Origin of the sequence: Mycobacterium angelicum (genome assembly GCF_002086155.1) — a bacterium.
Classification (GTDB): Bacteria; Actinomycetota; Actinomycetes; order Mycobacteriales; family Mycobacteriaceae; genus Mycobacterium; species Mycobacterium angelicum.
Genome location: NZ_MVHE01000288.1, coordinates 1 through 488, shown reverse-complemented (window position 1 = coordinate 488; position 488 = coordinate 1). Strand labels below are relative to the sequence as shown.

At 67.8% G+C, this 488-nt stretch carries 1 protein-coding gene; it reads left to right on the top strand.

Annotated features, from left to right (window positions below; translation table 11 throughout):
- Positions 1 to 488: hypothetical protein (locus tag BST12_RS32680; protein WP_211281420.1), on the top strand; the 488-nt coding region annotated here is incomplete at both ends.

Sequence of the window (488 nt, the reverse complement as noted above, 5' to 3'; positions counted from 1 at the left end):
GTGCGGGCGCGGATCGCGTCGGCGGGGTCCGGGGCGGTTTCGGTGGAGTTGGCCGATGGTGCGGGTGGGCCGGTGTTGTCGGTGGGTTCGCTGACAATGCGTCCGGTATCGGCGGGTCAGCTGGAGTCGGCGGCTGCTGGTGGTGGTGGGTCGGGTCGATTGTTCGAGTTGTGTTGGGTGGCGGCCCCGGTTGTGGATGAGCTGCCGGCCGAGGCGTCGGTGCTGTCCTGGGAAAGTTTCCAACAGTCGGCGATTGCCCCGGACGCCTCGGATGTCCCGGATGCGGTGGTGTTTGAAGTGTCGGGGGCGCTGGGTGAGGTGGTCCCGGGGGTTTATGCGGCGATTCATCGCGTGTTGACGGTGGTGCAGTCCTGGCTGGCTCAGCCGGTCGATGCTGTGTTGGTGGTGGTGACGCGTGGTGCGGTGGGTTTGGCGGGTGAGGCGGTTGCTGATTTGGCGGGGGCGGCGGCGTGGGGGTTGGTGCGAAC